At 72.0% G+C, this 25,086-nt stretch carries 25 protein-coding genes; 16 read left to right on the forward strand and 9 right to left on the reverse strand.

Features of this window, described 5'->3' with window-relative positions; genetic code table 11:
* Positions 1 to 41: 41 nt before the first annotated feature.
* The 4 genes from RDV84_RS07040 to RDV84_RS07055 form a co-directional block, all read right to left on the reverse strand.
* A complete protein-coding gene (locus RDV84_RS07040) occupies positions 42 to 1,529 on the reverse strand; it encodes an aldehyde dehydrogenase family protein (protein ID WP_309152894.1) in 1,488 nt (495 codons plus the stop codon).
* A 104-nt stretch (positions 1,530 to 1,633) separates the two neighbouring features.
* Positions 1,634 to 1,999 carry a cupin domain-containing protein gene (locus tag RDV84_RS07045; RefSeq protein ID WP_078996091.1) on the reverse strand — a complete coding sequence of 122 codons (366 nt, stop codon included), beginning with the start codon at positions 1,997 to 1,999 and terminating at the stop codon, positions 1,634 to 1,636.
* A 32-nt stretch (positions 2,000 to 2,031) separates the two neighbouring features.
* Positions 2,032 to 3,330 carry an NAD(P)/FAD-dependent oxidoreductase gene (locus tag RDV84_RS07050; protein ID WP_309152895.1) on the reverse strand — a complete coding sequence of 433 codons (1,299 nt, stop codon included), beginning with the start codon at positions 3,328 to 3,330 and terminating at the stop codon, positions 2,032 to 2,034.
* A gap of 120 nt (positions 3,331 to 3,450) precedes the next feature.
* Entirely contained in the window at positions 3,451 to 4,191 is a 741-nt protein-coding gene (locus tag RDV84_RS07055) for a LuxR C-terminal-related transcriptional regulator (RefSeq protein WP_309152896.1), read from the reverse strand.
* A gap of 143 nt (positions 4,192 to 4,334) precedes the next feature.
* Here RDV84_RS07055 and RDV84_RS07060 point away from each other — a divergent pair, with 143 nt between their 5' ends.
* The 6 genes from RDV84_RS07060 (at position 4,335) to RDV84_RS07085 (ending at position 11,345) form a co-directional block, all read left to right on the forward strand.
* Complete coding sequence (locus tag RDV84_RS07060; RefSeq protein ID WP_057949704.1) at positions 4,335 to 5,294, forward strand: MBL fold metallo-hydrolase; 960 nt, start codon at positions 4,335 to 4,337, stop codon at positions 5,292 to 5,294.
* A gap of 4 nt (positions 5,295 to 5,298) precedes the next feature.
* A complete protein-coding gene (locus tag RDV84_RS07065) occupies positions 5,299 to 6,894 on the forward strand; it encodes an FAD-dependent oxidoreductase (protein WP_309152897.1) in 1,596 nt (531 codons plus the stop codon).
* Positions 6,891 to 7,109, forward strand: coding sequence for a DUF2783 domain-containing protein (locus tag RDV84_RS07070; RefSeq protein ID WP_057949702.1), 219 nt, complete (start codon positions 6,891 to 6,893; stop codon positions 7,107 to 7,109). The genes RDV84_RS07065 and RDV84_RS07070 overlap by 4 nt, the downstream gene beginning before the upstream one ends.
* Positions 7,106 to 8,407 carry a homogentisate 1,2-dioxygenase gene (gene hmgA / locus RDV84_RS07075; protein WP_309152898.1) on the forward strand — a complete coding sequence of 434 codons (1,302 nt, stop codon included), beginning with the start codon at positions 7,106 to 7,108 and terminating at the stop codon, positions 8,405 to 8,407. Before RDV84_RS07070 ends, hmgA begins: the two co-directional genes overlap by 4 nt.
* Positions 8,404 to 9,714 (forward strand): fumarylacetoacetase, encoded by a 1,311-nt coding sequence (gene fahA, locus RDV84_RS07080; protein ID WP_309152899.1) that lies wholly within the window; start codon positions 8,404 to 8,406, stop codon positions 9,712 to 9,714. The genes hmgA and fahA overlap by 4 nt, the downstream gene beginning before the upstream one ends.
* A gap of 203 nt (positions 9,715 to 9,917) precedes the next feature.
* Entirely contained in the window at positions 9,918 to 11,345 is a 1,428-nt protein-coding gene (locus tag RDV84_RS07085; protein WP_309152900.1) for an APC family permease, read from the forward strand.
* A 9-nt stretch (positions 11,346 to 11,354) separates the two neighbouring features.
* Here the strand turns inward: RDV84_RS07085 and RDV84_RS07090 are convergent, their stop codons facing one another.
* A complete protein-coding gene (locus RDV84_RS07090; RefSeq protein ID WP_309152901.1) occupies positions 11,355 to 12,113 on the reverse strand; it encodes a 2OG-Fe(II) oxygenase in 759 nt (252 codons plus the stop codon).
* A 367-nt stretch (positions 12,114 to 12,480) separates the two neighbouring features.
* On the opposite strand from RDV84_RS07090, the gene RDV84_RS07095 reads away from it, so the two are divergent.
* The 7 genes from RDV84_RS07095 (at position 12,481) to RDV84_RS07125 (ending at position 18,349) form a co-directional block, all read left to right on the forward strand.
* A complete protein-coding gene (locus RDV84_RS07095) occupies positions 12,481 to 13,008 on the forward strand; it encodes a hypothetical protein (RefSeq protein ID WP_309152902.1) in 528 nt (175 codons plus the stop codon).
* Positions 13,005 to 13,628, forward strand: coding sequence for a hypothetical protein (locus tag RDV84_RS07100; RefSeq protein WP_309152903.1), 624 nt, complete (start codon positions 13,005 to 13,007; stop codon positions 13,626 to 13,628). Before RDV84_RS07095 ends, RDV84_RS07100 begins: the two co-directional genes overlap by 4 nt.
* A gap of 55 nt (positions 13,629 to 13,683) precedes the next feature.
* Positions 13,684 to 14,445, forward strand: coding sequence for a hypothetical protein (locus RDV84_RS07105; RefSeq protein WP_250448561.1), 762 nt, complete (start codon positions 13,684 to 13,686; stop codon positions 14,443 to 14,445).
* 59 nt (positions 14,446 to 14,504) lie between these two features.
* Entirely contained in the window at positions 14,505 to 15,320 is an 816-nt protein-coding gene (locus tag RDV84_RS07110) for a hypothetical protein (protein ID WP_309152904.1), read from the forward strand.
* Between the two features lie 76 nt (positions 15,321 to 15,396).
* Entirely contained in the window at positions 15,397 to 16,143 is a 747-nt protein-coding gene (locus RDV84_RS07115) for a C39 family peptidase (RefSeq protein WP_309152905.1), read from the forward strand.
* Positions 16,144 to 16,169: 26 nt separating this feature from the next.
* The gene (locus tag RDV84_RS07120; RefSeq protein WP_309152906.1) at positions 16,170 to 16,910 is read left to right on the forward strand and encodes a hypothetical protein; all 741 of its coding nucleotides are present in this window, start codon (positions 16,170 to 16,172) and stop codon (positions 16,908 to 16,910) included.
* 35 nt (positions 16,911 to 16,945) lie between these two features.
* A complete protein-coding gene (locus RDV84_RS07125) occupies positions 16,946 to 18,349 on the forward strand; it encodes a transporter (RefSeq protein ID WP_309152907.1) in 1,404 nt (467 codons plus the stop codon).
* Between the two features lie 84 nt (positions 18,350 to 18,433).
* Here RDV84_RS07125 and RDV84_RS07130 read toward each other — a convergent pair whose 3' ends face one another.
* The 4 genes from RDV84_RS07130 to RDV84_RS07145 form a co-directional block, all read right to left on the reverse strand.
* Complete coding sequence (locus tag RDV84_RS07130) at positions 18,434 to 19,102, reverse strand: hypothetical protein (RefSeq protein ID WP_057949691.1); 669 nt, start codon at positions 19,100 to 19,102, stop codon at positions 18,434 to 18,436.
* 35 nt (positions 19,103 to 19,137) lie between these two features.
* Positions 19,138 to 20,601: a sigma-54 dependent transcriptional regulator gene (locus tag RDV84_RS07135; RefSeq protein WP_250448571.1), complete on the reverse strand. Its 1,464-nt coding sequence runs from the start codon at positions 20,599 to 20,601 to the stop codon at positions 19,138 to 19,140.
* A gap of 299 nt (positions 20,602 to 20,900) precedes the next feature.
* A complete protein-coding gene (locus RDV84_RS07140) occupies positions 20,901 to 21,938 on the reverse strand; it encodes a class 1 fructose-bisphosphatase (protein ID WP_078996076.1) in 1,038 nt (345 codons plus the stop codon).
* A 167-nt stretch (positions 21,939 to 22,105) separates the two neighbouring features.
* Entirely contained in the window at positions 22,106 to 22,606 is a 501-nt protein-coding gene (locus tag RDV84_RS07145) for a hypothetical protein (RefSeq protein ID WP_057949689.1), read from the reverse strand.
* A gap of 143 nt (positions 22,607 to 22,749) precedes the next feature.
* Between RDV84_RS07145 and RDV84_RS07150 the strand changes: the two genes are divergently transcribed.
* The 3 genes from RDV84_RS07150 (at position 22,750) to RDV84_RS07160 (ending at position 25,055) form a co-directional block, all read left to right on the forward strand.
* Positions 22,750 to 23,187, forward strand: coding sequence for a hypothetical protein (locus RDV84_RS07150; protein ID WP_309152908.1), 438 nt, complete (start codon positions 22,750 to 22,752; stop codon positions 23,185 to 23,187).
* 86 nt (positions 23,188 to 23,273) lie between these two features.
* Complete coding sequence (gene dinB, locus RDV84_RS07155) at positions 23,274 to 24,425, forward strand: DNA polymerase IV (protein WP_309152909.1); 1,152 nt, start codon at positions 23,274 to 23,276, stop codon at positions 24,423 to 24,425.
* A gap of 153 nt (positions 24,426 to 24,578) precedes the next feature.
* Positions 24,579 to 25,055 carry a nuclear transport factor 2 family protein gene (locus tag RDV84_RS07160; RefSeq protein ID WP_309152910.1) on the forward strand — a complete coding sequence of 159 codons (477 nt, stop codon included), beginning with the start codon at positions 24,579 to 24,581 and terminating at the stop codon, positions 25,053 to 25,055.
* Positions 25,056 to 25,086: the final 31 nt, after the last annotated feature.

Consider the following 25,086-nt stretch of genomic DNA (forward strand, 5'->3'; position numbering starts at 1 on the left):
GCCGGGGCGGGACGGAGGCCGCCGCGCGAGCGGCCCGCGGCTCAGTAGCGGATCATCACCGACTTGAGTTCGGTGTAGTCGTCGACGAACGCCGCGCCGAATTCGCGGCCGACGCCGGATTGCTTCGCGCCGCCGAACGGCACCGCCGGATCGAGCAGGGTGTGCATGTTGATCCACACGGTGCCCGCGCGCACCTGCGGCACCAGCCGCAGCGCCTTGGCGATGTCCTGCGTCCACACGCTGGCGGCCAGGCCGTACGGCGTGCCGTTGAGCAGGTCCGGCAGTTCGTCCTCGTCGTCGTAGGCGAGGAAGGTGCCGATCGGGCCGAAGGTCTCCTGGTGCAGCAGCGGCGCGTCGGCGCGGTCCACGCGCAGCGCGGTCGGGGCGACGAAGAAGCCGGGCCGGTCGAGGGTTTCGCCGCCGCAGACGATCCGGGTGCCGTCGCCGCGCGCCTGGCGGAACAGCGCGGCGATCTTGTCCAGGTGCGGGCGGTTGGCGAGCGGGCCGAACTGGGTCGCCGGGTCCATCGGGTCGCCGATGCGCAAAGTGCGCAAGGTCGCGGCCAGGGCATCGAGGGTCTCGTCGATGCGCGAGCGGTGGATGAAGAAACGCTCGCCCGCGGCGCAGATCTGGCCCTGGTGCAGGAAGCCGGCTTCCATGATCCCGCCGAGCATGCGTTCGATCGGCACGTCGGGCAGGAACGCGACCGGGTTCTTGCCGCCCAGTTCCAGCGTGGTGCGCACCAGGCGCCCGTCGAACGCCGCGCGGCCGACCTGCAGGCCGGTCGCGACCGAGCCGGTGAAGCTGATCTTGGCGATGCCCGGATGCGCGCACAGCAGGCGCCCGCTGTCGCCGCCGCCGCAGACCACGTTGAGCGCGCCGGGCGGGATGCCGGCCTCGAGCGCGAGCTCAGCGATGCGCAGCATCGTCAGCGGGGTGAACTCGCTGGGCTTGATCACGCTGGTGCAGCCGGTCGCCAGGGCCGAGGCGAACTTCCACACCGCGATCAGGATCGAGAAGTTCCACGGCACGATGCCGGCGACCGCGCCGACCGGCTCGCGCCGGGTGAAGGCGGTGTAGCGCTCGTCGTGGAACGAGGGAATCGACGGCGCGATGGTTTCCCCGTGCAGGCGGGTGGCCGCGCCGGCGTAGTGGCGCAGGAACGCCGCGGCCTGGGCGATCTCGAAACCGCGCGCCAGGCCGAGCAGCTTGCCCGACTGCAGGGTTTCGATCTGCGCCAACTCGTCGCCGTGCGCTTCGATCAAGTCGGCCAGTCGCAGCAGACACTGCGCGCGTTGCGCCGGCACCGCGCGGCCCCAGTCGCCGGCGAACGCGCGCTGCGCCGCGGCGACCGCGGCGTCGATCTCGGCCGCGCCGGCGGCGGCGACTTCGGCGATCGGCTCGGCCGTGGCCGGATCGACGATCGCCAGGCGCGCGCCGTCGCCCGGCACGGCGCGGCCGTCGATGAAATGGCCGTGCGCGCGTTGCAGGAACGCGGCGACTTCGGGCAGCAGGTCGGGTCGGGCCATGGCATCGTCTCGTAGGAATCGAAAGGTGAAGAACCCGCGGCGCCGGGAGTCCGGCCGCCGCGGGACTGCGCGCGATGGCGCGGCCGGCGCGCGCCGCCGCGATCTCAGGCGACTGCGACGTAGTGCTTGACGAACTCGTCGCTGAGGATCTCCCACACCGTCGAGGTGCCCTTGGCGACGAACCAGCCGTCGCCGGCGCGGTAGCGGGTGGTCGTGCCGGTGGATTCGTCGGTCAGCGCGACTTCGCCGGCGACCACCACCGCGTGCTCGGCGAACGGATAGACCAGGCGGAACTTGCCGCGGGTGGCGCCGAAGTAGCCGGCGCTGAGCGCATCGGTCGGCGCGCCGTAGGTCATGCGGCCGTACGCGCGCACCTCGCCTTCCAGCGGTTGCGAGCCCAGGTCGGCGACGGTGCCCCACGGGTCCAGCGCCTCGATGCCCACGCCGCGTTCGATCGGAGTCATGCTCATGTTGCGATTGCCTCGGGAAGTGAAGAAGAAAGTCAGCGCCGGCCGTTCCAATAGCCCGACAGCTGGTGCCAGCTCTTGCCGAGCGTGCAGATCAGCGGACGCAGCTGGTCTTTGGCGTGGATGCTGGCGCGCGAGACCGAGCTCAGTAGCGCATAGCGCGGCGAACCGCCGAGGATGCCTTCGGACAGCACTTGGCAGACGATGTGGCTGGGGGTGACGCCGAACCCGGAATAGCCCTGGACGAAGAACGCGTTCGGCCGACCCGGCAGCGAGCCGATCTGCGGGAACAGGTTCGGCGACAGCGCCATCGGCCCGCCCCAGGCCAGGTCGATCGCCACGTCCTTGAGGTACGGGAACACCTTGAGCATCAGCCGCCGGTTCCATTGCTTCAGGTCGCGCGGGATGTGTTCGACGATCGGCGTGGCGGAGCCGAACAGCAGGCGGTTCTCGCGGGTCACGCGGAAATAATCGATGACCGGGCGGATGTCGCTGTAGGCGCCGCGGATCGGGCTGATGCGTTCGATCAGCTCGTCTGGCAGCGGTTCGGTCATCAGCTGGAAGGCGTAGGTGTTGATGGTCGAGCGGTGCAGCTCCGGCTCCAGGCCGTTGAGGAAGCTGTCGCAGGCCCACAGCAGTTTCTGCGCGCGCACCGAGCCCTTGGCGGTGCGCACGCGGATGCGTTCGCCGTACTCGATCTGCAGCGCCGGGCTGTGTTCGAAGATGCGCGCGCCGTGGCCGGCCAGCGCCTGCGCTTCGCCGAGCAGCAGGTTGAGCGAGTGGACATGGCCGCCGCCCATGTGCAGCAGCGCGCTGCCGTAGGCCTGCGAGCCGATGATCGAGCGGACTTCCGCGCCTTCCAGGTAGCGGATGTCCTGGTCCGGGCTCAGCGCCTTGAACTCTTTTTCCCAGGCGCGCAGGGTCTTGGCCTGGCGCGCGTTGAAGCCGAGGTAGCCGTAGCCGTGGTGGAAGTCGGCGTCGATGCCGTAGCGCCGGATGCGCGACTGGATGATCGCCGCGCCTTGGTCGCTGATGGCGAAGATCGCGCGCACGCCGTCTTCGCCGACGTCCTTCTTGACCGCGTCGAGGTCGTGGCCGATGCCGGCCATGATCTGGCCGCCGTTGCGTCCCGTGCCGCCGAAGCCCAGGTGGCGCGCTTCCAGCACCACCACGTCGGTGACGCCGCGCTCGGCGAGTTCCAGCGCGGTGTTGATGCCGGAGAAGCCGCCGCCGATGACGACCACGTCGGCATCGATGTCCTGTTCCAGCGACGGGAAGCGCAGGTCGTATTTCTTGGTCGCGGTGTAGTAAGTGGGGGTTTCGTCGCTATGCATCGGCGGCGGCAGCAAGTCGGCCAAGGTGTCGGGCCGATGGTCGCGGCGACGCGGCCGGCGGTCTCGCCTTTGCGTGCCCGCGCGCCTGTCCCTGCGCGCCAGCGCGGCGGGGACGTGCGCTCAGTCGAGCAGGGCGGCGAGGAATTCGCCGGCGCCGGCATGGCCGCAGCGGCGGTAGGCGCGCTGGCGGTAGGTCAGCACGCTGGCCGCGCCGATCGCCAGCTCCGCGCCGATCTGCGCGGCGCTGCGCCCGCTCAGGGTGCGCGCGACGATCTGCCGCTCGCGCGCGCTCAGCGCCGGATAGGCCGCGCGCAGGCGCGCTTCCAGGCGCGCGAGCGGATCCGGCGCGGGCGGCGGCGGCTCGCGCCGGCTGAGCGCGGCCATCGCCAGCGAGCCCAGCGCCGCCAGCGCGCGCGCCGGCTCGCCGCGCGCGTGCGGGCCGCGGTAGAAATTCAGCACCAGGCGCTCGTCGCCGCGCTGCCAGCCGAAGCAGACTTTGTCGGCGAACGCGGGCCGGCGGAAACAGGTGTCGCGGTAGTCGCCGGCGGGAATCTGCGCGGCGCGCACCACCCGCACGAAACCACGCGCCTGGCCGGCGTCGCCGCGGTTGAGCGGATCGAGCCGGTAGTAGCGCTGTGCATAGCCGCGGGCGCGCTCCTGCGCGTCCTGGCGGTCGCTGCACGAGAGCAGGGCTTGCGGCGCCGCGTCGGCGCTGACGCGATAGGCGAACACTTCCTCGACCGCGTCCAGGCGCCGGGCCGAGCCGAGCAGCACCGCGCCGAAACGCGCGCCGCCGGCCGCGGCCAGCACGTTCGCGCCGAGTTCCGGGTCCAGCGGTGCGTCGAGGTCGCGGCTGCGCATGTACGGTCCGGCCGGCGGAAGACCGGCCGACGATAAGCGCGCCGCGCCGGCGCTGTCCATCGATCTGTGGACAGACGGCACGCCGCGGCGCGCGCATTCTCGTCGCAGGCCGGCGCGGCGCCGGAGTCCTTCGGAGCGATCCCATGAGCAAGCCTTTCGCCTCGTCCACCGATCTGGCGGCGAAGACCGAAACCCTGGAAGTCCTCGCCGACGGCGTCTACGCGCTGACCGCAGAGGGCGATCCCAACGTCGGCGCGTTCGAGGGCGAGGATTTCCTGGTCTGCATCGAAGCGCGCGCCACGCCCGCGGCGGCGCGCGACTGGCTGGCGCGCCTGCGCGAGCACACCGACAAGCCGGTGCGCTATCTGGTGCTCACCCACTACCACGCCGTGCGCGTTTTAGGTGCCAGCGCCTTCGATGCCGAACACATCGTCGCCAGCGAGACCACGCGCCAGCTGATCGAAGAACGCGGCGAGCAAGACTGGGCCAGCGAACTGGGCCGGATGCCGCGCCTGTTCAAGCAAGCCGAAGGCGTGCCCGGCCTGACCTGGCCGACCCAGACCTTCGCCGAGCGCCACCGCATCGAGCTGGGCGGCGACCGCGGCGCGCTGGAACTGCAGTTCTGCGGCCGCGGCCACACCGCCGGCGACATCGTGGTCTGGCACGACAAGAGCAAGACCCTGTTCGCCGGCGATCTGGTCGAGGCCGAGGCGGCGTTGTACACCGGCGATGCGTTCCACTTCGACTGGAGCGGGGCGACGCTGGACCGGGTCAAGGCGTTTCGCGCGCAGATCCTGGTCGGCGGCCGCGGCCGGGTCGCGCGCGGGACCGAGGCCTGCGATGCGGCGATCGAGCAGACCCGCGAATTCCTGCGCACGATGATCGCCCAGGTCGGCCGCGTGCACGCCGCCGGCGGCGGCCTGCGCGAGGCGTTCGCGGCCGCCCACGATGCGCTCGCGCCGAAGTTCGGGCGCTGGCCGATCTTCGAACACTGCCTGCCGTTCGACGTGCAGCGGGTGTGGGACGAACTCGACGGCATCGACTGGCCGCGCATCTGGACGATGGAGCGCGACCGCGAGGTCTGGGCGCAATTGCAGGACTGACGCCATGGCCAACGTCGCAGGCATTCCGGTGTGGCGCGAAATCGGCGCCAGCGCGCGCGCCAGCCGCGAACCGCTCGAGCGGCACGCGGTGGTCGTGGTCGGCGCCGGGCCGGTCGGACTGGCGCTGGCGCTCGACCTGGGCCGGCGCGGCCATCGCGTGGTGGTGCTCTCGCGGTTGGACTTCGTCGCCGCCGGGTCCAAGGCGATCTGCTTCTCCAAGCGCTCACTCGACATCTTCGACCGCCTCGGCGTCGGCCAGGCCATGGTCGATCGCGGCGTCACCTGGAACGTCGGCAAGGTGTTCTGGGGCGCCGACAGCGAGCCGGTGTACCGCTTCGACGTGCTGCCGGTCAAAGACCAGCAGCGGCCGGGCTTCATCAACCTGCAGCAGTATCACGTCGAGGACATCCTGATCGACGCGCTGCAGCGGTTGCCGAACGTGGACCTGCGCTGGGGCCACCGGCTCACCGCGGTCGCGCCGGGCGAGGATGCGGTCGAGATCGCCGTGCGCAGCGCGCACGAGGAATACCGCATCCGCTGCCAGTGGCTGGCTGCGTGCGACGGCAGCCGTTCGACCGTGCGCGACCGGCTCGGCCTGGATTTCGAAGGCCGCGTGTTCGAGGACAACTTCCTCATCGCCGACGTGCGCATGGACGAAGGCGAGGGTCCGGCCGAGCGCTGGTTCTGGTTCGATCCGCCGTTCAATCCGGGCCAGTCGGCGCTGATGCACAAGCAGCCCGACGGCGTGTGGCGCCTGGACTTCCAGCTCGGTTGGGACATCGACCGCGCCGCCGCGGCGCAGCCGGAGAACGTCGAGCGCTACGTGCGCGCGATGCTCGGGCCGCGGGCGAAGTTCAGCCGCGAGTGGTACAGCGTCTACACGTTCCAGTGCCGGCGCATGCAGCGCTTCGTGCACGGACGGGTGCTGTTCGCCGGCGACAGCGCGCACCTGGTCTCGCCGTTCGGCGCGCGCGGCTGCAACGGCGGCCTGGCCGACGCCGACAACCTGGGCTGGAAGCTCGACCGGGTGCTGCGCGGCGCGGCGGATGCGGCGCTGCTGCACAGTTACGACTTCGAAGCGGTGCAGACCGCCGACGAGAACATCGCCCACTCCTCGCGCTCGACCGATTTCATGACCCCCAAGTGCGCGGCCAGCCGCGCCTACCGCGACGCGGTGCTGGAACTGGCGCGCGACTGCGCGTTCGCCCGTCCGTTGGTCAATTCCGGACGCTTGTCGACCGCGGTGAGCTACCCGGACAGCCCGCTCAACACCGCCGACGCCGATGACTGGGACGGCGGCGTCGCGCCCGGTTCGCCGGCGCTGGACGCGCCGCTCGGCGAGGGCTGGCTGCTGCGCGCGCTCGGCGATCGTTTCGTCTTGCTGGCCGACGGCTGGCGCGGCGAGCCGCCGCAGGACGTGGAGTTGTACGACCTGGGCGCGCGCGGCGAAGGTATCGACGCGCTGCGCGCGCGCTATGCGCTGCGGCCCGGCAGCGCCTACTTGATCCGACCCGATCACTACGTCTGCGCGCGCTGGCGCCGGCCCGACCGCGTCGCGGTCGCCGCCGCGCTGGCGCGCGCGCAAGGCAGGCCGCAATGAGCGCATTGAATCTGCAACCCAACCTGGCGCGCGCGGACGAGGTCTACCAGCGCCTCATCGAATTGCACCAGGGCCTGGACGAGGCCGCCAGCCGCCGCGCCGACGCGCGCCTGGTGCTGATCCTGATCAATCACATCGGCGATGCCGACACCGTGCTGGCGGCCATCGCCGTGGCCGGCCGTGTCGCGCGGCCCGCGCAGGAGGAACCGGCATGAACTACGCGAACGGCTTCGGCAACCACCACAGCAGCGAGGCCGTGCCTGGCGCGTTGCCGCTCGGGCAGAACTCGCCGCAGCGGGTGCCGTTCGGCCTGTATGCCGAGCAATGGTCCGGCAGCGCGTTCACCGCGCCGCGCGCGGAGAACCGGCGCAGCTGGCTGTACCGGCTGCGGCCGACCGCGCAGCATCCGCCGTACGTGCCCTACGCGCGCGACACCCTGCTGCGTTCGGGCCCGTTCGACGAAGAACCGGCCTCGCCGAACCGCCTGCGTTGGGACCCGCTGCCGCTGCCGCAGGCGCCGACCGATTTCATCGACGGCCTGGTCAGCTACGGCGGCAACGGCGATGTCGCCGCCGGCGACGGCATCGGCATCCACCTGTACGCGATCAATGCGCCGATGCGCGGGCGGGCGTTCTGCTGTGCCGACGGCGAATGGCTGATCGTGCCGCAGCAGGGACGCCTGCGCGTGGACACCGAGCTGGGCCGGATCGAGCTGGAACCGCAGCAGATCGCGGTGCTGCCGCGCGGCCTGCGCTACCGGGTCGAGCCGCTGGACGGCAGCGCGCGTGGTTACGTTTGCGAGAACTACGGCGCGCCGTTGCGGCTGCCCGAGCTCGGCCCGATCGGCGCCAACGGCCTGGCCAACCCGCGCGATTTCGAAACCCCGCTGGCCTGGTTCGAAGACCGCGACGAGCCGACCGAGGTGGTGCAGAAGTTCCAGGGCCGGTTGTGGACGATGGAATTGCCGCATTCGCCGTTCGACGTGGTCGCCTGGCACGGCAACCTGGCGCCGTATCGCTACGACCTGCGCCGTTTCAATACGATCAACACGGTCAGCTTCGACCATCCCGACCCGTCGATCTTCACCGTGCTGACCGCGCCCAGCGACACGCCGGGTACCGCCAACATCGACTTCGTGATCTTCCCGCCGCGCTGGATGGTGGCCGAGCGCAGCTTCCGCCCGCCGTGGTTCCACCGCAACGTGATGAGCGAATTCATGGGCCTGATCCACGGCGAGTACGACGCCAAGGCCGGCGGCTTCGCGCCGGCCGGCGCGTCGTTGCACAACCAGATGAGCGGTCACGGCCCGGACCGGGCCAGTTACGAGCGCGCGATCGCTGCGGACTTGGCGCCGCACAAGATCGACGGCGCGATGGCCTTCATGTTCGAGAGCCGGCGGGTGATCCGACCGACCCGTTTCGCCGTGCGCACGCCGCTGTCACAGCTCGATTACGACGAATGCTGGTCGGACCTGGACAAGGCCCGGCTGGCGCCCGCGCAGGTGCCGGCGTGAGCCGGCCGCGCATCGACGCCAGCCACGATCCCGCGCTGCGCAGCTGGGTCGAAGGCGCGCAGGAGCACGCCCAGTTCCCGATCCAGAACCTGCCCTACGGCGTGTTCGCCCCGCCCGGCGAAGCGGCGCGCGCGGGCGCGGCGATCGGCGACTGCATCCTCGATCTGCGCGCGGCGGCTGCGGCCGGGGCGCTGCCGGCGGACGCCGTGCCGGCGTTGCGCGGCGACAGCCTCAACGAACTGTTCGCGCTGGCGCCGGCCGCGCGCGCGGCGTTGCGGCTGGCGCTGTCGCGGCTGCTCAGCGACGAGGCCTGCGCGGCCGCGGCGCGGCCGTGGCTGCATCGCGCCGACGACTGCGCGCTGCAGTTGCCGATGCGCATCGGCGACTACACCGATTTCTACGCCGGCATCCATCACGCCGAAAACGTCGGCCGCCTGTTCCGCCCGGACCGGCCGCTGCTGGCCAACTACAAACACCTGCCGATCGGCTATCACGGCCGCGCGTCCTCGGTGCGCGCCAGCGGCGCGCCGGTGCGGCGTCCGCACGGCCAGTGGCTCGCCGCCGCAGATGCCGAGCCCGAATTCGGGCCGAGCCGGCGGCTGGACTTCGAGCTGGAACTGGGCGTGTGGATCGGCCGCGGCAACCGCCTCGGCGAGCCGGTGCCGATCGCCGAGGCGCACGCGCACATCGCCGGGTTGTGCCTGCTCAACGACTGGTCGGCGCGCGACCTGCAGGCCTGGGAATACCAGCCGCTGGGGCCGTTCCTGGGCAAGAGCTTCCTGACCACGGTGTCGCCGTGGGTGGTCACCGCCGAGGCGCTGGCGCCGTTCGCGGTCGCCGCGCCGGCGCGGCCCGCCGGCGATCCGGCGCCGCTGCCTTACCTCGACGATCCCGGCGACCGCAGCCATGGCGGCTATGCCATCGAACTCGAGGTCGCGCTGCGCACCGCGCGAATGCGCCGCGACGATGCGCCCGCGCAGACCCTGACCCGCACCGCGGCCGCCCGCCTGTACTGGACCGCGGCGCAGATGATCGCCCACCACACCAGCAACGGCTGCAACCTGCAGCCGGGCGACCTGCTCGGCAGCGGCACCGTGTCCGGCCCGGGCGAGGACGAGTGCGGCAGCCTGCTGGAGCGCAGCCGGGGCGGCCGGCAACCGCTGACGTTGGCCAACGGCGAGCTGCGCAGCTTCCTCGAAGATGGCGACGAGGTAAGCCTGAATGCGACGGCGCGCGCGCCGGGATACGTTCCGATCGGTTTCGGCGAATGCCGCGGCCGGGTCGTTACGGACAGCGATAAAGCATAAAAAGTATGCTTTTCTGAGGCGTTTTGCTGCCTTTGTAAATCCGCGAACACCGACTGCGTGTCCGCATAGCGCCGCTTAGTCACGATAAATGCAGTGCATCTGCTCATCGCCGTCGTCGATGGTGGCTAGCGGACGCAACGTGCGCGAGGATCGCTGTCCGATGGGTCCGCGCGCAGGCACGCCGCGGACGGCCAGGGGGACGGATGAGCGATACATCGACGCAACGCTTGAAAGCCGGCGCGGTCGGCTGGGTCCAGATTCTCGCCTTCGTGTTCGCCACCACCGGACCGATGGTCGGCCTGCTCGGCGGCGTGCCGGTGGCGTTCGCGCTGGGCAACGGCATCGGCATCGTCGGCTGTTTCCTGTTGGCCGGCGCGGTGTACCTGGTGTTCAACATCGGCTTCGCCGCGCTGGCGCGGCACGTGGTCGATGCGGGCGCGTTCTACGCCTGCGTCGCGCGCGGGCTGTCGCCGTCGGCCGGATTGGTCGCGGCCGGGCTCGCGGTGAGCGCGTACATGGCGCTGCAGTTGTGCTGCTACGCGATGATCGGCTTCTTCATGGAACAACTCGGCCAGCGGCTGTGGGGCGAAGGCCTGCCGTGGTGGTTCTGCGCCTTGCTGGTCAGCGCGGTGGTGCCGTTCTGCAGCCAGCGCAATCTGGCGTTCGCCGCCTGGTTGCTCGGGCTGCTGGCGTTGGCGGAGTTCGCGATCATGGCCGCGTTCGTGGTCTCGGTGCTGGCGCAGGGCGGCGGCCCGGAGGGCTTGAGCGCGCAGCCGTTCGCGCCGTCGCAGGTGTTCTCGGCCGGATTCGGCGCGTCGATGGTGTTCGCGATCGCCTCGTTCTGCGGTTGCGAGACGGCGGCGGTCTACGCCGAGGAAGCGCGCTCCCCGCAGCGCACCGTGCCGCGCGCGCTGTACGCGGCGGTGCTGGCGATCGCGACGACCACGACGGCGGCGGCGTGGGCGCTGATCTCGGCGTACGGCCCGCACCGGGTGGTCGAGGCGGCGTTGCGCGATCCGGGCCGGCTGTGGTTCTCGATGGTGCCGTATTTCGTCCCGCCGGGCCTGGCCGAGGCGATGTCGGGCCTGCTGCTGACCAGCCTGTTCGCCGCCATCGTCGGCATGCAGAACGTGGTGTCGCGCTATCTCTACGCGCTGGGCCGCGACGGCGCGATCCGCGCCGAGCTGGCGCAGATGCATCCGGTGCAGGAAACCCCCTACGTCGCCAACCTGGCGCAGGCGACGGTGTCGGTGCTGCTGCTGTCGGCATTGGGCCTCGTCGAGCAGGACCCGTTGCGCATCGCCATCGGCGCGACCTCGGCGTTCGGCGCGATCGCGCTGGTATGCGCGCAAATCCTCACCAGCCTGGCGGTGATCGGCTTCTTCCGCGCCCGCAGCGACGGCGGCGTGCTGGCGACGCGGGTCGCGCCGGCGCTGAGCGCGGCGGCGCTGTCGGCGTTGCTGGCGACCATGTTGGCCAACCTGCCGCTGCTGACCGGCGGCAGCGGCGCGGCGGCGTGGACCATCGCGATCGCGCTGCTGGCGATCGTGATGCTGGGCGCGGCGTATGCCGCAGCGCTGAAGCGGCGCGCGCCGGCCGTCTACGCCGCGCTCGGCCGCGGCGGCCGCTGACGCCCGGGCTCAGCCGCCGGCGTACAGCCGTTCGGCGCGCTGGAACAGGATCCAACTGGTGGCGATGTACTTGTCGCCGCCCTTGGGCCGGTTGCCGCGATGGGTGTGGGTGAAGGCCGCCGGCGCGATCAGCAGGTCGCCGGCGCGCGGAGCGATCTTGCGGCGCTGGTAGAGGAACTCGGTCTCGCCTTCCTCGAAGCCGTCGTTGAGGTAGATCGTCCACAGCACGTGGCGGTGCAGGGTGTCGGCGTGCGGGTCGCGCGGGTACAGCTCGCAGTGCCAGTAGGGATAGCCGCCGCGGTTGGCGGTGTAGCGCTGCAGGTTGATCGCGCCGGGACGGAACACGGTTTGCGCCACCGGCGACAGCGCGTTGTCGTCCATCTGCGCCATGCGCTCGGCGGTGATGCGGTGGCGCTTGCCGTCGGCGCCCGGCGTTTCCAGCATCAGCGGCGCGATCATGGTGTGCGGATAGCGGCGCAGGTATTGCAGCAGGCCGCGGAACACCGCCAGGTTCAAGGTCTGCTCGACGTCCTTCCAGCCGTCGCGGCCGGTGATGGTGAGGTCGCGGCTGTCCTTGAGGTCGGGCATCACCCCGCCGCCGACGCGGCCGGGCTCGCTGTCGCGGCTGGCGTCGAAGCGGCGCACCAACTGCTCGCACTGCTCGCGCGTCAGCGCCTCGGGATAGACCTCGATGAAATCGTCGCCGGCGGCGGCGGCGGCGGCGGCGGCGGGCAGCGGTTCGTGGACGGCGTCGGCGGGCGATGACATGGCGTGGGCGGGCGAAGGCAAGCGAAGTCCCGATCCTCGCACGTGCGCGAGGTTGCGGAAACGCAACGTCGCCCGAGCGGCCGCGATGTTGCGACCGCACGCACGCGGCGAAAGGCCCGCTGCGCCTGCGCTGCGCGGTCGCGCGCGCCGAAGCTGACCGGGGAAAACCGCGCGTCGGCGCGGCCGCGGCGCGTTGCGCCGGCGCAACGCTTTGCCCGCGCGGCGCCGGCCCGGTGTCGGCCCCGCGCGCAAAAGCGCTTTCGATTCAATCGTTTGCAAAGTTGGCACGGGTCTGGCGTAGGACCTCTCGCCGGCCGCGACTGCCCCGCTTCCGGCGTTTCGAGCATCCCCCGTCTCGGAGTCCGCCATGTACCCGTCCGTCCCCCGCGTCGCCGCAATCCGCGCCGCCCGCCGCCACCGCCACGCTTCGGCGCTGGCCGCGCTGGTCCTCGCCGCCGCCCTGCCCGGCGTGCGCGCGACCGAACCCGGCGCCGACACCACCGTGGTGATCGCCCGCACCGTCCACCCGCGCATCGCCTATCGCGCGCTGCCGGCACAGGACAATCCGGTGCGCACCGAGGCGACCACGTTCCCGGGCCAGGTGTTCCACGCCACCCTGTCGCGTTCGCTGGCGCCGCTCGACGATGCCGCGCTCGGCCAGCACGGCTCCGGCGGCCTCGGCGTCGCCGCGGCCGCCGATGCGGCGAGCGCGATGCTGGTGCCCGCAGCCGCCACCGGCGCGGGCGCGACGTTCGCCGGGCCGGGCGCGTCGGCGCCGCTCGGCGCCAGCGCCAGCGTCGGCGGTGCGGTGGTCGGCGCCACCGCCGGTCTCGGCGACACCCTCACCGGCGCGGTCATGCAGGCGCTGGCGCCACCGCCCGGGAGCGGGCGGTGAACGCGCGCCCCCGCCCCTTGCGCCACGCGCCGCTGTGGCTGGCCGGCTGCCTGCTGGCGACCGCGATCGCCGGCGACGGCCGCGCGCAGGGCGCGCCGCTGGACCGCGCCGAGGTCGGCGCGGCCGGCCGCGGCCTCGACGGCCGCGCGGCGATCAACCAGGCCGCCGGTGCCGGCAACGCCCAGGCCAACCAGGCCGCGCTGTCGCTGTCGCCCGGTGGGCTCGCGATCGCTTCGGCAAGCGCCGGACAGCGGGTCGAACGTCCCGGCCCCGCGGCGCTGTCGCGCGACGCGCAGGCGCGCATCGGCGCCGGCGCCTTCGACGGCGCCCACGGCCTGCTCCAGCTCAACCAGACCGCCGGCGCCGGCAACGCCCAGCTCAACCGGTTCGCGCTCGCGCGCGGCGCCGCGAGCGCGCTCGACGATGCCGCGCTCGCCGCCGTCGCCGGCCCGCCGGCCGAGGCCGCGCCCACCCGCGCCGCGCCCGGCGCGCGCCAGGCCGACATCGCCGCGGACGCCCTGCGCGGCGGCCAGGGCGTGCTGCAACTCAACCAGACGGCGGGGACCGGCAACGCGTCGGTCAACGCCATCGTGCTCCGACTGCCGGGGAGCGCTCCATAACAACCACAACGGCGGAACGCAGTCGCGACACCCACCACCCTTCAGGAGAGAGATCATGAAAGCGCAACTGACCCTGCTCGCCCTCGCTTTGGCCGTCGCCGCGCCCGCGTACGCCGAAGGCGACGACGCCCGCATCCACAGCGACACCTCGGTGAGCAACCGCATCCATGTCGGCGGCCACGTCGGCGTGCGCGGCAAGATCCGGGTCGCGTCCGAATCGGCCGCGACCGTCGACCAGGACCAGAACGCCGTGGGCAACAGCTCGCTCGGCGACGGCGACCACGACGCCCACCTCGGCGGCAGCGCGCTGTCCAACGCCCAGGGCAACATCGGCGCCAACGTCGCCGCCGGCGTCGGCAACGCGCAGAGCAACGACACCGCGCTGTCGGCGGTGGACGGGCAGAAGGTGTTCGCCTCGGCGATGGTGTTCAACGACCAGAAGACCGCGTTCAACTACGCGACCTCCAGCCAGCAGGACACCTACTACGACGCCACCCTGGACGGCAGCGCGCTGTCCAGCGCCAAGGGCAGCATCGGCGTCAACGTCGGCGCCGGCGTCGGCAACGCGCAGAGCAACGGCATGGCCGCCTCGGTCAACAGCTCCGGCACGATCGCCAAGGCCGCCTCCGACAGCGAGCAGCACACCTGGCTCAACGAACTCGCCGCGGCCTGCGACCTGGACACCTTCGCCACCCTCGCCGGCAGCGCGCTGTCGGGCGCGCAGGGCAACATCGGCGCCAACGTCGCCGCCGGCGTCGGCAACGCCCAGCACAACGGTCTGTCCATCGCTACCGCGTCCTGCGGCAGCTGCCAATGACGCGCGCGCGGCCGCGGCGGCACGCGCCGCCGCGGCCGCGCTCCCGACGGAGAACCCCGATGAAACTCATGCATTCCCTGCTCGCACTCGCGCTCGCGGCGCTGGCCTCGCCGGCCTTCGCCGAGGGCGACGACGCCCGCATCCACAGCGACACCTCGGTAAGCAACCGCATCCAGGTCGGCGGCCGCGTCGCGGTCAAGGGCCAGATCCGGGTCGCGTCCGAATCGGCCGCGACCGTGGACCAGGACCAGCACACCCTGAGCAACGGCTCGCTCGGCGACGGCGACCACGACGCGCGCCTGGGCGACAGCGCGCTGTCCAACGCCCAGGGCAACATCGGCGCCAACGTCGCCGCCGGCGTCGGCAACGCGCAGAGCAACGACACCGCGCTGTCGGCGGTGGACGGCGAGAAGGTGTTCGCCTCGGCGATGGTGTTCGGCGCGCAGAGCGCGCTCGGCAACTTCGCCGCCACCAACACCGACGACACGTTCTACCGCGCCACCCTCGACGGCGACGCGCTGTCGAACGCCAAGGGCAACATCGGCGTCAACGTCGCCGCTGGCGTCGGCAACGTCCAGGGCAACGGCATGGCCGCCTCGGTCAACAGTTCCGGCACGGTGGCGCTGGCGACCTCCGACAGCGAGCAGCGTTCGCTGGCCAACGTCCTCGACAGCGACGGCCGTCGCCTCAGCCTGGACCTGTACGCCTCGCTCGGCGGCAATGCGCTGTCCGGCGCGCAGGGCAACATCGGCGTCAACGTGGCCTCCGGCGTCGGCAATCTGCAGCACAACGGCCTGGCGATCGCGACCGCGTCCTGCGGCGCCTGCGCTCCGCCGCCGCCGCCGCCGCCGAGCTGCACCAGTTGCGGCGACTGACCTCCCCCCGCCGCACCGCGATGGCCGCGCGACGGCCATCGCGGCCTTGCCGCCGTTTTCCCGTCGATGCCCCGCCATGTCCGCCTCCCCTGCCCGCGCCGCTTCGTTCGTTATCGCCCTTGCGCTCGCCCATGCCGGCGCCGCGCCGGCGCAGCCGTCCGCCGCGCCCGGCGGCGAGCGCTACAGCGCGGTCGATCTCACCCGGCTCACCGGCGCCACCGCGACGCCGCTGCGCAAACCGATGCGCAGCCTGCGCGATCTGCGCTACCGCGAACTGCTGCGCCAGCGCTACGACTTCAGCTGCGGCTCGGCCGCGCTGGCCAGCCTGCTGCATTACGGCTACGGCCTGGACGTCGACGAACCGGCGCTGATCGAAAAGATGATGGCCGGCGCGGACCCGCGCGAAGTCGTGCGAAACGGTTTCTCGATGCTGGACATGAAGCGCTACGTCGAAGGCATCGGCATGCGCGCGCACGGTTTCCGCATCGACGCCGAGGCGCTGTACCGGCTGCAGATGCCGGTGATCGCCCTGCTCGACCTGCGCGGTTACCGCCACTTCGTGGTGATCAAAGGCGCGGCCGGCGGACGCGTGTTCGTCGCCGATCCCGCGCTGGGCCACCGGGTGATGCCGCAGGCCGAATTCGAGCGCGGCTGGAACGGCATCGTCCTGGCCGTGGTCGGCGACCGGCCGATGCGCGCGGATTCCTATCTGGTCGGCGACCGCAGTTCGCCGGCGCTGCGACGACGCGGCGACGCGCTCGAACGCGCCACCGCCGCGCCGCGCGCCGCCGAATACGCGCTGACCCTGTCCGACTGGTTCTGATGTCCAGCGATTTGTTGAGGTGCCCGATGAAACGTCCATCGCTCCGACTTGCCCTGCTGTTGGCCCTCGCGGCCGCGACCCCACCCGCGGCGGCGCTGCCGCCGCTGCGCGCGGACCTCGTCGACGACGCCACCCTGGCCGCGCTCAACGGCCGCTATTTCGATGCGCAGATGCTGGTCGGCCTGCGCGTGGACCTGATCTCCAGCGTGGCCACGCCGCAACAGGGCGCGGCGGTGGCCAGCGGCTCGCTGCTGGTGCTGCGCGACGGCGCCGGCTTCAGCGTGCGCAGCGACGCGCGCAGCGAAGCCGCGGCCGGCGTCGGCGCGGACGCGTCGGCGGCCGCCGCGAGCGGCGGGGAGTCGGTGCGCATGCACGGCATCGGCCAGCTCGCGCAGATCGCCGGCGACGGCAATCGCCTGTCGAACCTGGCCGCGATCGAATTCGTCGATGCCGCCGGCCTGGCCGCCGACGCCGGCGGCTTCAACGGCCGCACCCACAGCGACAGCGCCGCCGGCGCGCTGCGCGCGCAGGTGACCTTCCTCGACGGCGCCGCCGCGGTCGGCGTGCAAGCGCCGGGAGTGTCGCTGCAACAACGCCTCGACGGCGGCCTGGGCGGGATCGCCCAGAGCGGCCGCATCGCCGGCGACGGCGTGGCCGCGGGCAACCGCCTGCAGCTGCAGATCGCGACCGCGCCGATGACCCCGCAATTGGGGCGCGAACTCGGCTTGCTGCAGGCGCTCGCCGGCCTGCGCGGCGTGCCGCGCTGAATCCCCTCGACGCCGGCATGCAAGGAGGCCCGATCATGCGCGCCGCACCGCTGTCCCTCATCCTGGCCGCGACGCTCGCCGCGCCGGCCCATGCCGCCGGCGCGTCTGCGTCCGACGGAGCCCCGTCCGGCGAAGCCGCATCCGACCCATCGTCGTCGCCGCCTCCGTTCGCGTCGCTGCACCAGCGCATGCTCGAGATGAGCCGCGAACTGGCCGCGCAACGCGCCGAAATCGAGCGCCTGCGCGGCGAGGTCGACGAACTGGAACTGGCCGGGCGCGGTCGCGGCCTGGGCCCGACGCAGACCGCGGCGCCCGACGGCGCGCAGCAGGGCGCGCCGCGCGATGCGCGCGAGCTGGCGCAGGACGCGCGGCGCAAGGCGGCCGGCGATGCGCGCGGCGAAGGCCACGCCGACCCGGGCAACAGCGGCGACGGCGCCGCGCCGGTGCAGATCGGCCAGGCCCAGCGCGACGAGGACGCGCAGCGCCGCGAACAGGAAAAGGCGCTGGTGGTGCGCGAGCACGCGCCGCTGTTCGAACGCCGCTTCACCTTCGACGCCGGCATCAGCTACAGCTATTACGATCGGCGCCAACTCGCGCTCAGCGGCTTCCTGGCGCTGGACGCGATCTTCCTCGGCAGCATCAACCTCGACCAGACCAAGGCCAGCGTCGGCACGGTCGAACTCAGCGGCCGCTACGGCCTCAGCGACCGGCTCAGCGTCGAGGCCAGCCTGCCTTACGTGTATCGCGATTCGCGTTTCGTCAGCGGCGGCGCCGGCGGCGCGTCGAGCGTGGTCAGCGAAGTGCGCATGCGCTCGCAGGGGCTCGGCGACGCCAGCGTGGCGGCGTACTACCAGTGGGTGAAGGAATCCCAGCGCTGGCCCGACATCGTCACCAGCCTGCGCGTGCGCGCGCCGACCGGGCGCGATCCGTTCGGGCTCAAGCTGGTCCAGCCCGACGCCGACAACAACAACCTCAACATCCCCGAAGACCTGCCGACCGGCTCGGGGGTGTGGGCGGCGACGTTCAACGTCTCGGCGCTGCGCACCTACGATCCGGTGATCCTGTTCGGCAACCTCGGCTACACCTACAACCAGCCGCGCGACTTCGACGACATCTCGCCGGTGGCCGAACAGGTCTCGCCGGCGCGGGTCGCGCTGGGCAACACGGTGCAGCTCAGCGGCGGCCTGGCGATCGCGCTCAACGATCGCTCGGCGGTGAGCTTCAGCGTCGCCAGCGCCTCCACCGGCGCCACCCACACCACCGCGCCGGGCGCGCGCAAGCGGCGCGTGGCCGGCAGCTCCAGCAACTCCACCACCTTCAACATCGGCGCCAGCTACGTGTTGCCTTCGGGCTGGACCTTCAACGGCCAGCTCGCCGCGGGGCTGACCCCGGACGCGCCGAACTTCGTGTTCTCGCTGCGCGGATCGCGCTCGTTCTGAGCGCGCCGCGCGGTTTCGCTTGCGGGCCATGACGTCGCACGGTGCCCGGGGACGGGGCGGAGGGTTTCCGCCCCGTTTTTTACCTCACAGGCTGTCCCAGCGGTCCTTGATTTCCGCGCAGGCGGCGGTCAGGCCGTCGAGCCGGCGTTTGCTGGCCTTGGGCGCGGTGTAGATCCTGCGGGTGGCGATGTCCACCACGTAACAGCGCGAAGGCCGCACCACGCCGGGAGCGGACAGCTTGCGTTCCAGGTGCGCTTGCAGCGCGGCGGCGACGTAGTTCGCGCCGGTCTCGTTCAGGGGCTGGCTCTTGGAAAAGTGCAGCTTGACGCATCCGACCGCTTCGCCCGACTGCGGATCGAGCAGCAAGGCATCGGGGCGGGCGACGACGCGCACGCCGGCCAGCTCGATCCCGTCCGCGCACCGCGCATCGGCCGCGACCGGAACCAGCGAATCGAGGTCGAACCCGGCGCTGAGTTCGACGAAGGAGTCGATGGCGTCGGCGGAGTGGGCGCGGTCCTGGGTTTCGAACTCCGAACCGCCGGCCTCGCGCCTGAGCGCCTGGGCGATGCCGTGCGCGCGCGCGCCGTCGGCCAGGCCGGACGCGATCAGGCCGGAGATGGCCTCGCGCGCATGTTGGTAGCGCACGGCCTTGACCGCCGGTACGTGCTTTTGGTCCCTGACGATCTGCCGCCGCCGGGCCGGCGTGGCCGTCATGTATTCGCCGAGTTTGTTGACCGAGATGCGAGGATCCATCCTGTTCCCTGTGTCGGTGATTGCACCGACACAGCTTAGCCGGCGGCCGTCTCTTCGCCTGCGACTTCCTCGGCTCCGCGCATGCCCAGCCGCTGCATCAGCCGGTACAGCGTCACCCGCGACACATCCAATTCGCGCGCGGATTCGCCCAGCCGTCCGCGGTTGCGCTGCAGCGCGCGTTCGATCGCTTCGCGCGTGGCGGTGTCGCGCGCCTGTTCCAGGGTCACCGGCGCGCCGCCGCAGGCGTCGCCGATGTGCAGGTCGGTGGCGGTGAGGTAGCGGCCTTCGGCCATGACCACGGCCTGGCGCACCCGGTTGATCAGTTCGCGCACGTTGCCGGGCCAGGGATGGCGGTGCATGGCCTGGCGCGCGCACGGCGAGAAGCCCTTGATCCCGCGCGAGGTCTCCTGCGCGTAGCGCTGCAGCGCGTGGTCGGCGAGCAGGTCGATGTCGCCGCCGCGCTCGCGCAGCGGCGGCTGTTGCAGGCGCAGCACGCACAGGCGGTGGTAGAGGTCGGCGCGGAAACCGCCGTCGACGACGGCGCGGTCGAGATCGTGGTGGGTGGCCGAGACGATGCGCACGTCGACCGGCACCGGTTCGTGGCCGCCGAGGCGCTCGATCGTGCCCTGCTGCAGGAAGCGCAGCAGCGAGGCCTGGCTGTCCAGCGGCAGGTCGCCGATCTCGTCGAGGAACAAGGTGCCGCCGTGGGCCATCTCGATCCGGCCGAGCTTGCGTTGCTGCGCGCCGGTGAAGGCGCCGCGCTCGTAGCCGAACAGTTCCGACTGCACCAGGTGTTGCGGGATCGCGCCGCAGTTGATCGCCACGAACGGCTGGCGCGCGCGCGGCGAGTGCCGGTGCACGGCCATCGCCGCGAGTTCCTTGCCGGTGCCGGTCTCGCCGGCGATGAACACCGGCGCGTCGGTGCCGGCGACCTTGTGCAGGCTGCGGCACAGCGCGCGGATCGGTTCGCTCTGGCCGATCATGCCGTCCACGCCGATGCCGTCGGCGCCGTGGCCGCCGGCGCCGCAGGCCAGCGCGGCCATGCCGTAGGCGTGGCCGATGACGGTGTGCAGCACCGCCTCGGGACACGGCAGGGTGACGTAGTCGTAGCAGTAGTCGCGGATCAGCCGGCGGGTGGCTTCGTGTTCGAGCTGGGCGGCGGCGATGCCGGCGATCCAGCCGGCGTTGTGCGCGGCCAGGGCCGGGCCGAGTTCGTCGAGATCGCGCGCCTGGAAGCCTTCGCGCAGGTCGATCAGCACCGCATGCGGCAGGCGCGGGCTCGATTGCAGCTGGCGCAGCGCGGCACGGGCGTCGTTGGCGCGGCGCAGGTTCCAGCCCAGGCTCTGCAGCGGCGCCAGGGCGTGCATGCGGCCGGCGCCGCCGGGGCTGAGGTAGAGCAGCTCGCGCGCGGGCTCGCCGCGTCTCGCGGGAGATTTGGCGACGTTTAGCGCAGGCGCGGCGTAGCGCTGCGCCCGCTCGCTGTGGATACCGTTGGCCATGATGATCTGTCCCCGCGGGCGCAAAAAAAACGCGCAAACATTCCCTGTTGTTTACTCCAACGCAGTGGCTCGCGAAAGCCGGCCACCGACGGCCGGTCGTCTCGTCCTAGTGCGTTTTCGGCGGAGTGTTCGCAGCGCGGCGGCTGCGATAGCTACAGGTAGTGGCGCGGGCGCGCGGCGGGCGCATTGGATCGTGGCAGGCGCGGCGGCCGGGATCGCGAAATTCGCAGCGCATCGGTCGCGCGAAGGGCGACGCAACCGCGGCGGCGGCCGCCGGCCGCCGCGGTTTGCGCGAAACGTTACGGTTGCTCGGCGTCGAACTCGTGGTGGTAGCGCACCGCGGTCTCGACTTCGCGCTTGCTGCCCAGGAACACCGGCACGCGCTGGTGCAGGCCGGTGGGCTGCACTTCCAACATGCGCTGGCGTCCGGTGCTGGCCGCGCCGCCGGCCTGTTCGACCAGCATCGCCATCGGGTTGGCTTCGTACATCAGCCGCAGCTTGCCGCCCTTGTCGGCGCACTTGGCGTCGAGCGGATAGCTGAAGATGCCGCCGCGGGTCAGGATGCGGTGCACGTCGGCGACCATCGAGGCCACCCAGCGCATGTTGAAGTCCTTGCCGCGCGGGCCCTGCTTGCCGCTGAGCAGGTCGCCGACGTAGCGCTGCATCGGCGGCTGCCAATGGCGCTGGTTGGACATGTTGACCGCGAATTCCTGGGTGTCCGCCGGAATCTGCATGTCGCGCGTGGTCAGCACGAAGCTGCCGACCTCGCGGTCGAGGGTGAAGGCGTGGGTGCCGTGGCCGATGGTGAGCACCAGCATGGTGCTGGGGCCGTAGGTGGTGTAGCCGGCGCAGACCTGCGCGGTGCCCGGCTGCAGGAAGTCCTTGTCTTCGGCCTGGGTCACGCCGTCGGGCGCGCGCAGCACCGAGAAGATCGTGCCGACCGAGATGTTGACGTCGATGTTGGACGAGCCGTCGAGCGGATCGAACAGCAGCAGGTAGTTGCCGCGCGGGTAGACGTCGGGAATCGGGTGCGAGGTGTCCATTTCCTCCGAGGCCAGGCCGGCGAGGTGGCCGCCCCAGGCGTTGGCTTCGAGCAGGATCTCGTTGCTGAGCACGTCGAGCTTCTTCTGCGCTTCGCCCTGGATGTTGCCAGTGCCGGCATCGCCCAGAACGCCGCCGAGGGCGCCCTTGCCCACCGCGATGGAGATCGACTTGCAGGCGCGCGCGACCACTTCGATCAGCAGGCGCAGGTCGGCGTTGATGCGACCGGCGCGCTGTTCTTCGATCAGGTAGCGGGTCAGGGAGATGGCGGAGCTGGGAGTGGGTACGGCGGACATGGCTCTCGGGCGCTGGCGGCGAGGGGGCGCCATTGTCGCCGAAGTCGGTGACTGGGCGTTGTGCGCGCGCGTCGCTGTTCAGCTTGGGAGACAGCGGCAGGCGCCGGGCGACAGCGACGCGGGGCATGCAGACCGCGTGTCTCCCGGCGGCCGTCCGCGCGCGCGCTTCAAGCCCGCAGCGCGTCGACCTCGCGGCGCAGATGCCGCTCGGTGACTCCGAAGGCGTGGGCGATCTCGCGCTGGTCGCAGCCGGCGCGCACCGCGGCGCGGATCGCGACCCGGCGCAAGGCCACGAACACGCCCCAGGCCGAGGGGATTTCGATGGTGCCGGCGGCGCTGGCGCGGTCGAGCAGGCGACGGTGCACGGCCGCGTCCAACTCCGCGTCCAGGCCCAGGCGCGAGGCGCAGGCGCCGCGGCCGCGCGGCAGGTAGACGCGGCGGCCGCCGTGGCGATGGACCAGGCGCAGCATCGCGGCGAAACCGCAGGACTCGGCGATTTCCGCCGCCGCCCACGGCAACGCGGCCAGCGTCTGCACCCGGTGGCGTTGGCAGAACTCGCACAGCGCATGGAAGTTTTCGCCGTCCGGCGTCGGCAGTCCGGCGAAACAAGGCGGGGCGGCCGCGGCGGCGGCGGCGGCGGGCGGAAGCGGCGTGGCATGCAGGTCCATGTCTGCGATGAACGCCGCTGCGCCGGCCACGTGAATGCGCGCGCCCGCGGCCGCCGCCTGCGGACCCGGCCCGCATGGCGCGGCGCCGCGCCGGCGTCCAGCGTCGGTGCGCGGCGATCCCGCCGCGGTTACCGGAGCGTGTCATGGCTTACCAGATCGAACCCTGCAGCACCCCGCTGGCGATTCCCGAACGCCGCTGGAGCGCGAACGCCAACGTGGCCCCGGTCGGCGACGAGACCCAGCCCACCGTGCAGTTCACCGCCTTCAGTTCCTGCATCGGCATCTGCGCGCGCAACAACGACGGCACCGAGGTGATCGGCATCCATCTGTCGCTCTACGACCAGGACGGCACGCTGTTCGCGAGCGCCGATGTCGCCACCGTGACCACGATCCTGCAGGACTGGAACTACGACATCGACACCGTGATCGTGCTCGGCCAGACCTCGGCCTGGCAGGCCTCGGCGCCGCAGGCCTACCAGGACCTGCTCGCCGCGCTCGACGACCCGGACGTGTATCCCTTCGGCGACGGCCAGTACGGCGCCGGCCTCAACGACGGCGATGTGCTGGAACCGACCTACTGAGCCGCGCGCGGCGGCGGACGCGGGCGGACCGGCTACCATGCGCGCATCCGCACGCCACGCCACTTCGCCCGCGCCCGTCTCCGCCCGTGTCCGTCCCTCCGCGCAAGGTCCTGCACATCGACATGGACGCGTTCTACGCGTCGGTCGAGCAACGCGACGAGCCGTCGCTGCGCGGCCGCCCGGTGGTGGTGGCCTGGCGCGGCGCGCGCTCGGTGGTGTGCGCGGCCAGCTACGAGGCGCGGGTGTTCGGGGTGCGCTCGGCGATGCCGGCGGTGCGCGCCGAGCGGCTGTGTCCGCAGGCGGTGTTCGTGCCGCCGGACTTCGTGCGCTACAAGGCGGTCTCGCGCCAGGTGCGCGAGATCTTCGCCCGCCACACCGACCTGATCGAACCTTTGTCGCTGGACGAGGCCTACCTCGACGTCACCGCGACCAAGACCGGCCTGCCCTCGGCCACCGCCACCGCGCAGGCGATCCGCGCCGCGATCCGCGAGGAAACCGAACTGACCGCCTCGGCCGGCGTCGCGCCGAACAAGTTCCTGGCCAAGATCGCCTCGGACTGGAACAAGCCCGACGGCCTGTTCGTGGTCAAGCCGCACCAGGTCGAGGCGTTCCTGGCGCCGCTGCCGGTCGGGCGCCTGCCCGGCGTGGGCAAGGTGATGGAGCGCAAGCTCGCGGACGTGGGCGTGGCCACCGTCGCCGACCTGCGCGCGCTCGGCGGCGAGGCGCTGGAACAGCGCTTCGGCCGCTGGGGCCGGCGTTTGCACGAACTGGCTTACGGCCTGGACGATCACCCGGTCGAGCCCGAGCGGCCGACCCTGCAGATTTCCTCGGAAGACACCTTCGAGCGCGACGTGCCGCTGGAGCGCACCGGCGATGGGATCCGCGCGCTGGCCGGCAAGACCTGGGCCGGCTACCGGCGCGAACTGCAGCGCCGGCCCGGACGCATCGCCCGGACCGTGGTGCTCAAGCTCAAGACCTCCGACTTCCGCATCCTGACCCGCAGCCTGACCCCGCCGCAGCCGCCGGCGAGCGAGCGCGAGCTGGCCGACATCGCCAGCGCATTGCGGCTGCGGGTCGAGTTGCCGGCGGACACGTTGTACCGGTTGGTGGGCGTGGGATTGTCGGGATTCGCCGAGGAGGGTGAGGCGCTGGCGCAGTCGGATCTGTTCGCGGCGGGATTCGAGCTGGACGCGGGGATGGATTCGTTCGCCGCTGACGAGGCGGGTCTGGAGGATTGAGCGGGCGCGAACGCCGCCTACCGACCATCCGCCGGGGATAACCAACGGCATATGCATCCGCCCGCCGTTGCGGACATGCTCGCCGGCGTCGCGTCAGCGTGGCGCCGCGACGCGCCGGATCGGCCGGGTCGCGCCGCGAACAGGCACTCGTCCATGACCGCATACGCTCCGTTGCGCCACCTCGCCGCCGTCGCCGTCCTGGCCGCCGCGTTCGCCGCGCCCGCCGATGCCGCGTCCGCCGGCATCGATCCGGCCACCCGCGCGGCCATCGAGGCCACCTGTTTCGATTACCTCGACGGCCAGCTCGAAGGCGATCCCGCGCGCGTGGCGCGCTCGCTGCATCCCGACCTGGCCAAGCGCCGCGTGCTCGGCGCAACCGCCGACGAGACGCTCGGCCTGCGCCGGATGAGCAAGGACGAACTGGTCGAACTGACCCGCCAGGGCGCGCTGAAAACGCCGAAGGCGCAGTGGAACCGCAGCTGCGCCGCGCTCGACGTCGCCGGCAACGTCGCGGTCGCGCGCGCGGAAACGCCGTGGTTCGTGGACTTCTTCCATCTCGGCAAGTTCGGCGAGCGCTGGATCATCGTCAACGCGCTGTGGTACGCCAAACCCAAGCCGGTCGAACCCTGAGCGCGGCGCGGTCGGCGGTTCGCGCGCGGCG

The organism is Lysobacter yananisis (assembly GCF_031199375.1).
GTDB lineage: Bacteria > Pseudomonadota > Gammaproteobacteria > Xanthomonadales > Xanthomonadaceae > Lysobacter > Lysobacter yananisis.

Coding starts and splice junctions, on each gene's coding strand:
- RDV84_RS07055 (WP_309152896.1), bottom strand. CDS start 4,191: ATGCGCAGCCGCGACCTCGACGCACCGCTGGACCCGGAACTCGGCGCG.
- RDV84_RS07160 (WP_309152910.1), top strand. CDS start 24,579: ATGACCGCATACGCTCCGTTGCGCCACCTCGCCGCCGTCGCCGTCCTG.
- RDV84_RS07050 (WP_309152895.1), bottom strand. CDS start 3,330: ATGCATAGCGACGAAACCCCCACTTACTACACCGCGACCAAGAAATAC.
- RDV84_RS07150 (WP_309152908.1), top strand. CDS start 22,750: ATGGCTTACCAGATCGAACCCTGCAGCACCCCGCTGGCGATTCCCGAA.
- RDV84_RS07145 (WP_057949689.1), bottom strand. CDS start 22,606: ATGGACCTGCATGCCACGCCGCTTCCGCCCGCCGCCGCCGCCGCCGCG.
- RDV84_RS07095 (WP_309152902.1), top strand. CDS start 12,481: ATGTACCCGTCCGTCCCCCGCGTCGCCGCAATCCGCGCCGCCCGCCGC.
- RDV84_RS07115 (WP_309152905.1), top strand. CDS start 15,397: ATGTCCGCCTCCCCTGCCCGCGCCGCTTCGTTCGTTATCGCCCTTGCG.
- RDV84_RS07140 (WP_078996076.1), bottom strand. CDS start 21,938: ATGTCCGCCGTACCCACTCCCAGCTCCGCCATCTCCCTGACCCGCTAC.
- RDV84_RS07070 (WP_057949702.1), top strand. CDS start 6,891: ATGAGCGCATTGAATCTGCAACCCAACCTGGCGCGCGCGGACGAGGTC.
- RDV84_RS07105 (WP_250448561.1), top strand. CDS start 13,684: ATGAAAGCGCAACTGACCCTGCTCGCCCTCGCTTTGGCCGTCGCCGCG.
- hmgA (WP_309152898.1), top strand. CDS start 7,106: ATGAACTACGCGAACGGCTTCGGCAACCACCACAGCAGCGAGGCCGTG.
- RDV84_RS07135 (WP_250448571.1), bottom strand. CDS start 20,601: ATGGCCAACGGTATCCACAGCGAGCGGGCGCAGCGCTACGCCGCGCCT.
- RDV84_RS07065 (WP_309152897.1), top strand. CDS start 5,299: ATGGCCAACGTCGCAGGCATTCCGGTGTGGCGCGAAATCGGCGCCAGC.
- RDV84_RS07120 (WP_309152906.1), top strand. CDS start 16,170: ATGAAACGTCCATCGCTCCGACTTGCCCTGCTGTTGGCCCTCGCGGCC.
- RDV84_RS07045 (WP_078996091.1), bottom strand. CDS start 1,999: ATGAGCATGACTCCGATCGAACGCGGCGTGGGCATCGAGGCGCTGGAC.
- RDV84_RS07040 (WP_309152894.1), bottom strand. CDS start 1,529: ATGGCCCGACCCGACCTGCTGCCCGAAGTCGCCGCGTTCCTGCAACGC.
- RDV84_RS07060 (WP_057949704.1), top strand. CDS start 4,335: ATGAGCAAGCCTTTCGCCTCGTCCACCGATCTGGCGGCGAAGACCGAA.
- RDV84_RS07125 (WP_309152907.1), top strand. CDS start 16,946: ATGCGCGCCGCACCGCTGTCCCTCATCCTGGCCGCGACGCTCGCCGCG.
- RDV84_RS07090 (WP_309152901.1), bottom strand. CDS start 12,113: ATGTCATCGCCCGCCGACGCCGTCCACGAACCGCTGCCCGCCGCCGCC.
- RDV84_RS07130 (WP_057949691.1), bottom strand. CDS start 19,102: ATGGATCCTCGCATCTCGGTCAACAAACTCGGCGAATACATGACGGCC.
- RDV84_RS07110 (WP_309152904.1), top strand. CDS start 14,505: ATGAAACTCATGCATTCCCTGCTCGCACTCGCGCTCGCGGCGCTGGCC.
- RDV84_RS07085 (WP_309152900.1), top strand. CDS start 9,918: ATGAGCGATACATCGACGCAACGCTTGAAAGCCGGCGCGGTCGGCTGG.